Here is an 8,698-nt window from a genome sequence, read left to right on the forward strand (position 1 = left end):
CCTAAAGATTGGCCCAACCGTCATTGCGAGCGCAGCGAAGCAATCCAGGGGGACCGGGTCGAACGCTTCAGCCCAGTCCTCCTAGATTGCTTCGTCGCTGACGCTCCTCGCAATGACGGCCCCTGCTATCCAGCCCGATCGAAATTGCGGCATGAGATCGGACCAAAGAGCTCCGCCCGAGAATGACGACAGGCCAATTCTGCACCGTCATCGATTTGGCTGACAGACGGCAGAACTTTGGTAACGTAAACCGGCCGTCAAGCATTCTCCGCAATTCTCCGCGACATGAACACCCGCCGCATGCCCCGCTTCCGCGCCCTGCCCGTTCTGGCTGCCGCCGCTTTCGCGGCCCTTGGCGGCTGCGTGGCGCTCGACAACTACCCGTCGAAGGGCGATGCCCGGCCGCATCCCGGCGTCGCGGCGGCGCATCAATATCCGGTCCACGGCATCGACATCTCGCGCTGGCAAGGCGAGATCGACTGGAGCGCCGTCAAGGGCGCCGGCACCCGCTTCGTCTACATGAAGGCGACCGAAGGCGGAGACCATGTCGACCCCGCCTTCCGCCGCAACTGGGAAGGCGCGCGCCGCGCCGGCATCGCGCGCGGCGCGTATCATTTCGTCTACTGGTGCCGCCCGGCCCATGAGCAGGCGACCTGGTTCAAGCAACAGATCCCCAACGATCCCGACGCCCTGCCCCCGGTGCTCGACGTCGAATGGAACGGCCATTCGCGGACCTGCCCGCAGAAGATCGACCGTGAGCTCGCCCGCGAGAAGATCCAGCTCATGCTGACCGAGCTTGAGCAGCTCACCGGCAAGAAGCCGGTGATCTATACCGACATCACTTTCCATCGCGAGGTGCTGGAGGGGCAGTTCAACAACTACCCCTACTGGATCCGCTCGACCGCGGCGCTGCCGGAAACGCGCTACAACAACCGCCCCTGGGCCTTCTGGCAGTTCACCACCACCGGCCGCGTTCCCGGCATCAAGGGCGATGTCGACCGCAACGCCTTCTTCGGCAGCGAAAGCCAGTTCGCCGGCTGGCTGCGCGGCGAATACGATATCGGCACGCGCCGCTGGGACCGGCGCGACGCACCGGCCCCGCAGCCCGCCCCCGTGCCGCAGCAGGCGCCGATCCCGGCCGTTCCCAGCCCGGATTTCGTGCCGGAGCCGCTGGCGCCGCAGCAGGACATGCCCGTCGCGCGCGTTCCCGGCAGCGTGCCCGCCGTCGCTTCGTCGCTGCGGGCGATGGACAACCAGGTCGAGCCCGCCGTCCTCGACTGAGCGACGGGCGGCCGCCGCCCCGGTTAACCAAGCCTGAAATTCATTGCTCGACTGCGCGGCAATTCTAACCGGCGCTTAACCACGCTCCTCGCATCTGGACCTGTGATGCGGGAGGAACACATGCCAGCGCGCAAGCTGACCAGCGGACGGATCGGGCTGAAAGCCCTCGCCTTTGCGGCGTTTTTGACCTGTTTGGTCGAGCCGGCGCAGGCGCTCTATCCGAAGAAGGGCGACAGCGCCCCCCATCACGGCGTCCGCGATGCGCGGCGCAAGGTGATCCAGGGCATCGACGTCTCCCGTTGGCAGGGCGAGATCGACTGGGCCCGGGTCAAGGATGCCGGCACGCGCTTCGCCTTCATCAAGGCGACCGAGGGCGGCGACCATCTCGATCCGAATTTCCGCCGCAACTGGGCCGAGGCGAAGAAGCACGGCGTCGCCCGCAGCGCCTATCACTTCGTCTGGTGGTGCCGCTCGGCCAAGGATCAGGTGCGCTGGATCAAGAAACACATCCCGCGCGACCCCGACGCATTGCCGCCGGTGCTCGATGTCGAATGGCAGAACGATTCGCAATGCACCCGCAGGATCTCGAAGGAGCTGGCGCTGGCCAAGATCCAGGAGATGCTGAAGGGCCTGCGCGAACACACCGGCAAGAAGCCGATCATCTACACCGACATCAATTTCCACGAGGACGTGCTGGAGGGGGAACTCAACGACTATCCCTTCTGGCTGCGCTCGACCGCAGCGCCACTGGCCAAGCGCTATGCGCGGGATCGCTGGGAATTCTGGCAATTCACGACGACCGGCCGCGTCCCCGGCATCAGCGGCGACGTCGATCGCAACGCCTTCTTCGGCAACGAGCGCGAATTCGAAGCCTGGCGGAGAGGCCATTTCGATATCGGCTCGCGCAAATGGCATGGCGGCGAGCCGAAGGTCGCGGCCCGCACGCCGCCACCGCCGACGCCGGCCGGGCTGCGCGCGCCCAAGGAAGCCGGCGGCACCAAGCTGAGATTCGCCCCGCCCGGCCGCATCCCGAATGCGCACACAGCCGATAACCGCCGAGCCGACGTAACCGGCTCGATCAGGAACAACTGAACCACCGTCACGCGGCTGTCACATCCGCAGCGCCCTAAGGCCGGGAACCGCCCTGCGAGGACAGCGGAAGCCCGGCATGCCCAGCGACATTCAGTCCCAATCCGGCCTGATCTGGGCCTATCGCTTCGACGAGGACGGGCAGCCTACCCGCATCCCCCGCCACGAAATGCCGGATCTCGCTCCGGCCGAGGGTTTTGTCTGGCTGCATCTCGACCTCGTCCACACGCGGGCGCAGAGCTGGATCACCGAGCAGGGCCTGCCGGACGCGGCGCAGGAAGCCTTCCTCTCGCATGAGCCGCACCAGCGGCTCGACCACTCCGCCAGCCTTGCCTGGGGCGTCTCGCACGACCTGATCCGCGACATCGCCGACAAGTCCGAGGATGTCGGCGCGCTGCGCTGGATCATCGGCGAGCACTTCCTGCTGACCGGGCGGCGCGAGGCCCTGCATTCCATTCGCATGACGGCCGAGGCGCTCGATCGAGGCGAGCCAGCTGCAAGCCCGGCGGGGCTCTTCGAGCAGATCATCGAATACATCATCGACGACGTCACCGACGCCGTGGTGCGCCTCGTGGACGAGACCGACAGCGTCGAGGATCATATCCTGCTCGACCGTTTGCATGACGGCCCCCAGCGCGTCGGCTCCGTCAGGCGTACCGCGGTCCGCCTCCATCGCCAGCTCAGCGGCCTGCATGTCCTGTTCCGCCGCTTCGCCGAGACCCAGTCCGGCCGCAGCGCCCCGGATGCTGTGAAAGCCGCCGCGACGCGGCTGCTCCAGCGCGTCGACGGCCTGCATCATGACGTTCAGTCGGTGCAGGACCGGGCGCGCCTCCTGCAGGACGAGATCGCCGCCCGCTCGGCCGGCCGCACCAACCGGCAACTCTATGTGCTGTCGATCCTGACCGCTCTGTTCCTGCCCGCGACCTTCATCACCGGCCTGTTCGGCATCAACGTGAAGGGACTGCCCTGGGTCGAATCGGAAGGCGGCGCGGTCTTCGTCGCGCTGACCTGTGTCGGCGCCGCCCTGCTCACCCTCGTCCTGCTCCGGCGCCGCGGCGTGATCGGAAGCTGAATTCGCATATGCCCGCCCTGCCGGACCAACCGTCATTGCGAGCGCAGCGAAGCAATCCAGGGGGGTCGGGCCGAACGGCTCAACCCAGTCCTCCTGGATTGCTTCGTCGCTAACGCTCCTCGCAATGACGGCTCGATATCCAGCCGGTCAAACCCGTCAGGGCTTGGCAAGCGCCGCCACCGGCCGCTCGGTGATGCGGAGAACGTCGAGAACGCTGCCCTCGACCACCGGCAGCACCTTGTTGGCCGCGAGCCCGGTCTGGCTTTCCGGCTCCAGCATCACCGGCAGGAGGGCCGCAAGCGGCTGGTCGAGGCCGATATAGACATCGCCCGGCGTGAGCACGACCGAGGCCGGCTCGGTCGCATAGCTGCCCTTCACGATCTGGCCGGCGCCGGTATCGTCGCCGCGCCCATCTTCCTTCGCGCCGAGCTCGACCTTGACCACTCGGTAGCGCTCGCCCGGCACGGTCTCAGCCTTGGTCACCGTCTCGGTCTTCAGCCCCAATCGCTGTAGGGCCTCGATCGCCGCGCCAGCCTTGGCCGGCAGCACATAGCCGGCCGGGCGCCGCCGCATCAGCGTGGCCTCGATTGCGAGCGAGGACAGCCATTTCACCTCGACCGGCCGATCCTGCCCGGTCGCGGGATCGATGAAGGTGAGCGTGCGCTGCTCCGGGCTCTGCCGCGCCGTGACGATGAAGGGCGTCCCCGGCTTGATCGCCGTGACCTCGGCCTCCGCCTTGCGCGTCGCGGCAAGGATATCGGCCGGCCGCTGCGCCGCGAGCTTCATCATCGCCTCGGAAGCGACGACATGGGCCTCGACGCGCCGGCCAAGATGTGCCCGGCCGATCCCGACGCCGCGCGTTTCCAGCAAGAGACTCACCGCATTGCGCAGGCCCGCAATGTTACGCCCGGTATCGGCGCCGATGCTGCCCATCGCCACCGGCGAGGCCGGGTTCGCGCCATCGGTCGTGTGATACCAGTCATAGCTGACGCCGGCGCTCTCGAAGGCCGCACGAAGCGCCGGCAGCACGACATCGTCCTGGATCTGCTTCAGGGCCGGCGCCAGATTCGGCACCGTCGCGGCCTGAATCATCCCGTCGATCCTGACCAGCCCACCAGTCTTCTCGACCCAGCGCCCCGCCACGGTGAATTCATGGCAGTCGAGCAGGATGTCCGGGCGATAGCGCGTGAAGAGCTCCGCGATTGCCCGGATTTCCGGGGTGCGCAGCTGGGTATGGTCGCGGTTGGCATCGATCCCATTCGCCAATGCCCGGCGGAAGCGGTCGGCTCCGTCAGGATTGCCGCGCGGAATGATGACGACATCGATCGCATCGAGCAGCGGCGCGAGATTGCCGGCGCCGAGCCGCTCCGCCAGCACCAGCATCGCCTCTCCGCCGGCCGGCTCATTGCCATGTTGCTGGCCGATCAGCATCACGACAGGCCGCTGCCCCTTGCCGATCGTATCGAGCCCATGGCGCGAGAACACCAGGGCGGGCATGTCGCGCCCTTCCTGGCTCTTGGCGACGATCGACAGCGTCATCTGCGGCGCCCGGCCCTTGAGTGCCGTCAGGAAGGCCATCATCTCGGCCTGGCTGGTGAAATCCGTCTTGCCCGGCGCGAAAGCCGGCGTCGTGAAGGCGACCTGCGGATCGGGATAGCGCTCCGCCACGGCCGGGCTCTCGCGATAGGCGCTCTCCGGCTTGAACTGCGCCTGCGCCCCGCCACCGAGCGCAACAAGGAGACCGGCTGCGAGAATATTCCGACCGTTCATGGCGCGCTCCCGCCTGATGATAGGGAGCGTCACCCTAGATCGGTGCGCGAGCCACCTGCAATCTCCGGCACACGTACGGACGCTTTAGGCTACGGCGGGATGCGCGTTCACCTCGATGGTGACATGTGACAACGTCGGCAGATCAGCGAGGAGCGCCTTGTAGATCGCAGGCGCCCTGGGCTCGCCGGTCACGATCGAGACGATGGCGCTGCGATGGCCGGGCCCGACCTGCCAAAGATGGAGATCGGCGACTTCCGCCCCCTCGGCTGCGAGCCGTTCGCCGATACGCTCCGCCAGCGTCTCGTCCGGCACAGTGTCGAGCAGCACGGCGCCCGAGCTGCGCAAGAGGCCGATCGACCAATGCGCGATCACACCGGCGCCGACGATGCCCATCACCGGATCAAGCCAGACCCAGCCATAGAAGCGCCCGCCGAGCAGCGCCGCGATCGCCAGGACCGAGGTGAAGGCATCCGCGATGACATGCATATAGGCCGCGCGCAGGTTGGTATCTGCGCCGTGTCCGCCATGGGAGTGATGGCCATGATGGTGATCGCCATGGTCATGATGATCGTGCGCGTGCCCATGGCCGTGATGCCCGGTGCCGCCATGACTGTGACCGTGGTGATGGCCATGCCCGTCCCGAAGCAGCCAGGCGCTCGCCAGATTGACCGCGAGCCCAAGCACAGCGATCGCCGTTGCCTGGGTGAAATCGATCGCGATCGGCGAATAGAGCCGCAGCGCCGACTCCGCCGCCACCGCGAGCGCAATGAACATCAGCAGCAGGGCGCTGGCGAAGGCGGCGAGATCGCCGAGCTTGCCCGTGCCGAAGCTGAAGCGGCGGTCATGCGCATGCTGCCGGGCGAAACGATAGGCGAAGGCCGCGATCCCGAGCGCCGCCGCATGGGTCGACATGTGCCAGCCATCGGCCATCAGCGCCATCGAGCCGAAGACGGTGCCCGCGACGATCTCCGCCACCATCATCACACTCGTCAGACCGACGACGAGCCAGGTCCGCCGCTCATGGCGATCATGCTCGCGGCCGAGAAAGACATGCTGGTGCTGGGCGGGAAAGCTGTTGGCGGCTGACATCGGTTCGCTCCGGATCGTCAGAGATATTTGGTGAGGGCCTTGAGCTCCTCGATCGAGCGGCGCGCCTCGGGCGTCGTCGCCTGGGCATGGTCGAACAGGTGATGCTCGATATGGTCGAAGATCAGCAGCGACTTGACCTTCTCCAGCGCCTTCTCGACCGCCTGGAGCTGCTGCACGACGTCAGGGACGCTCCTGCCCCCTTCGACCATCCCGACGACGGTACCGAGATGGCCCTGCGCCCGACGCAGGCGGTTGATGATGTCGGGGTCCATGGCGTGACTCATGGCCATATCCTATCCTCCTGGATAGGATATGCAACAGCCTTGCCGCGCCGACGCCAAAATGCGCCGGGCGTGGCTGCGCACTGACGCCTCGGCCTCGGACGGCTATAACAATGGCAAAGGGAGCGACGCTCCCAACGCTTTGCCGGGAGGATCAGCCATGCTTGCCAACGCGCCGCGCCCGTTCAATTTCGACCTCGGCGAGACCGCCGATGCCATCCGCGACACCGTTCATGCCTTCGCGCAGGAGAAGATCGCGCCGCGCGCCGAGGAGATCGACAGGACCAACCAGTTCCCGCGCGATCTCTGGCCGGAAATGGGCGCGCTCGGCCTGCATGGCATGACGGTCGCGGAGGAATATGGCGGTACCGGCCTCGGTTATCTCGAGCACTGCATCGCCGTCGAGGAGGTCAGCCGGGCCTCGGCCTCGGTCGGCCTCTCCTACGGCGCCCACTCGAATCTCTGCGTCAATCAGATCAGCCGCAACGGCAGCGAGGCGCAGAAGCGGAAATACCTGCCGAAGCTGATTTCCGGCGAGCATGTCGGCGCGCTCGCCATGTCCGAGCCGGGTTCAGGCTCGGACGTCGTCTCGATGCGCACCCGCGCCGACAAGAAGGGCGATCGCTACGTCCTCAACGGCAACAAGATGTGGATCACCAACGGCCCGATCGCCGAGACGCTGGTGGTCTACGCCAAGACCGATCCGGAAGCCGGCCCGCGCGGCATCACCGCCTTCCTGATCGAGAAGGGCATGAAGGGCTTCTCGACCCACCAGAAGCTCGACAAGCTCGGCATGCGCGGCTCGGACACCTGCGAGCTCGTCTTCCAGGATTGCGAGGTGCCGGAGGAGAACGTGCTCGGCACGCTCGGACGCGGCGTCAACGTGCTGATGTCCGGCCTCGACTACGAGCGCGTCGTGCTGGCGGCCGGCCCGCTCGGCATCATGCAGGCGGCGCTCGACGTGGTCATGCCCTACGTCCATGAGCGCAAGCAGTTCGGCCAGTCGATCGGCGAGTTCCAGCTCGTGCAGGGCAAGGTCGCCGACATGTATGTCGCGATGAATTCCTGCCGCGCCTATGTCTATGCCGTCGCCAAGGCCTGCGACCGCGGCGAGACGACCCGCGAGGATGCCGCCGGCGCCATCCTGATCGCCGCGGAGAAGGCGACGCAGGTTGCGCTCGACGCGATCCAGCTCCTCGGCGGCAACGGCTATATCAACGACTACCCGACGGGGCGCCTGCTGCGCGACGCCAAGCTCTACGAGATCGGCGCCGGCACCAGCGAGATCAGGCGGATGCTGATCGGGCGGGAGCTGTTCAACAAGACGAAGTAGAACGAGAACGACAACCGCGCCGTCATCCCGGACAAGCGGCAAAGCCGCGCCGATCCGGGATCCATCGGAGGGAACTGCGCGCTACGATGGATCCCGGATCTCCGCTTCGCGACGTCCGGGATGACGACGTGCCCCACCAAGCAACTGCGTCAAACGACCGAGCCTTTCCCGATGCCCCTCTATTTCGCCTACGGCCTCAACATGGACCCCGTCGGGATGGCCGAGCGCTGCCCGAAGGCGCAGCCGCTCGGCCCGGCCCGCTTGCCGCGGCACCGCTTCATCGTCACCCGCGACGGCTACGCCTCGGTGATCCGCGATCCGCGCGAGGAGGTCCATGGCGTGCTCTGGGACTGCTCGCTCAGCGACATGCGCATCCTCGACAAGTTCGAGGAACTGGCCAGCGGGCTCTATGTGAAGATCAGCCAGCCGGTCATCGTGCCGGGCGGCGCGAAGCGCGCGCTGATCTATATCGGCCGCTCCGGCGATCCGGGACGACCGAAGCCCGGCTACATGGAAGCCGTCATCGCTGGAGCAAAACATTTCGGCCTGCCAGAGACTTACGTCACCGGCTTGAATCGTTTTCTGACTGAGAAGCGAGGCATAGTGTTGCCGCGAATGTAGGTGGAATCCCGCAATTTCTGGCGAAGCCGATGTTGGGTGGACTTTCTCCGTGATTTTGGAGAGCGTTTTCGAGTTTACGCGGCCTGCCTCTCGAACTGAAGCGGGCTGATGAAGTTGAGCGCGGAATGGCGCCGAACGGGATTGTAGAAGCTGTCGATCTAG

General features: G+C 66.4%; 7 protein-coding genes and 1 pseudogene. 5 read left to right on the forward strand and 3 right to left on the reverse strand.

Annotated elements, in window-relative coordinates; translation table 11 throughout:
* Positions 1 to 285: 285 nt before the first annotated feature.
* From Q0Q02_RS21580 to Q0Q02_RS21590, 3 genes and pseudogenes are all read left to right on the forward strand, one after another.
* A pseudogene (locus tag Q0Q02_RS21580) lies at positions 286 to 1,044 on the forward strand (GH25 family lysozyme); the annotation flags it as partial.
* Between the two features lie 357 nt (positions 1,045 to 1,401).
* On the forward strand, positions 1,402 to 2,373 hold the full coding sequence (locus Q0Q02_RS21585; protein WP_293812597.1) for a GH25 family lysozyme: 972 nt from the start codon (positions 1,402 to 1,404) through the stop codon (positions 2,371 to 2,373).
* 76 nt (positions 2,374 to 2,449) lie between these two features.
* Positions 2,450 to 3,442 carry a CorA family divalent cation transporter gene (locus tag Q0Q02_RS21590; RefSeq protein ID WP_293812599.1) on the forward strand — a complete coding sequence of 331 codons (993 nt, stop codon included), beginning with the start codon at positions 2,450 to 2,452 and terminating at the stop codon, positions 3,440 to 3,442.
* A 156-nt stretch (positions 3,443 to 3,598) separates the two neighbouring features.
* Here the strand turns inward: Q0Q02_RS21590 and Q0Q02_RS21595 are convergent, their stop codons facing one another.
* The 3 genes from Q0Q02_RS21595 to Q0Q02_RS21605 form a co-directional block, all read right to left on the reverse strand.
* Positions 3,599 to 5,212 (reverse strand): M14 family metallopeptidase, encoded by a 1,614-nt coding sequence (locus Q0Q02_RS21595; RefSeq protein ID WP_293812601.1) that lies wholly within the window; start codon positions 5,210 to 5,212, stop codon positions 3,599 to 3,601.
* 84 nt (positions 5,213 to 5,296) lie between these two features.
* Complete coding sequence (gene dmeF, locus Q0Q02_RS21600) at positions 5,297 to 6,301, reverse strand: CDF family Co(II)/Ni(II) efflux transporter DmeF (RefSeq protein ID WP_293812603.1); 1,005 nt, start codon at positions 6,299 to 6,301, stop codon at positions 5,297 to 5,299.
* Positions 6,302 to 6,318: 17 nt separating this feature from the next.
* On the reverse strand, positions 6,319 to 6,585 hold the full coding sequence (locus tag Q0Q02_RS21605) for a metal-sensing transcriptional repressor (RefSeq protein ID WP_293812605.1): 267 nt from the start codon (positions 6,583 to 6,585) through the stop codon (positions 6,319 to 6,321).
* 157 nt (positions 6,586 to 6,742) lie between these two features.
* Here Q0Q02_RS21605 and Q0Q02_RS21610 point away from each other — a divergent pair, with 157 nt between their 5' ends.
* Entirely contained in the window at positions 6,743 to 7,915 is a 1,173-nt protein-coding gene (locus Q0Q02_RS21610; protein ID WP_293812606.1) for an isovaleryl-CoA dehydrogenase, read from the forward strand.
* A gap of 171 nt (positions 7,916 to 8,086) precedes the next feature.
* Positions 8,087 to 8,536 carry a gamma-glutamylcyclotransferase family protein gene (locus Q0Q02_RS21615; protein WP_293812608.1) on the forward strand — a complete coding sequence of 150 codons (450 nt, stop codon included), beginning with the start codon at positions 8,087 to 8,089 and terminating at the stop codon, positions 8,534 to 8,536.
* Positions 8,537 to 8,698: the final 162 nt, after the last annotated feature.

The organism is uncultured Allobosea sp. (assembly GCF_945956895.1).
Lineage (GTDB): Bacteria > Pseudomonadota > Alphaproteobacteria > Rhizobiales > Beijerinckiaceae > Allobosea.

Excerpts from the sequence above, each read along its gene's own strand:
- dmeF (WP_293812603.1), bottom strand. The coding sequence starts at position 6,301 with ATGTCAGCCGCCAACAGCTTTCCCGCCCAGCACCAGCATGTCTTTCTC.
- Q0Q02_RS21605 (WP_293812605.1), bottom strand. The coding sequence starts at position 6,585 with ATGAGTCACGCCATGGACCCCGACATCATCAACCGCCTGCGTCGGGCG.
- Q0Q02_RS21595 (WP_293812601.1), bottom strand. The coding sequence starts at position 5,212 with ATGAACGGTCGGAATATTCTCGCAGCCGGTCTCCTTGTTGCGCTCGGT.
- Q0Q02_RS21585 (WP_293812597.1), top strand. The coding sequence starts at position 1,402 with ATGCCAGCGCGCAAGCTGACCAGCGGACGGATCGGGCTGAAAGCCCTC.
- Q0Q02_RS21610 (WP_293812606.1), top strand. The coding sequence starts at position 6,743 with ATGCTTGCCAACGCGCCGCGCCCGTTCAATTTCGACCTCGGCGAGACC.
- Q0Q02_RS21615 (WP_293812608.1), top strand. The coding sequence starts at position 8,087 with ATGCCCCTCTATTTCGCCTACGGCCTCAACATGGACCCCGTCGGGATG.
- Q0Q02_RS21590 (WP_293812599.1), top strand. The coding sequence starts at position 2,450 with ATGCCCAGCGACATTCAGTCCCAATCCGGCCTGATCTGGGCCTATCGC.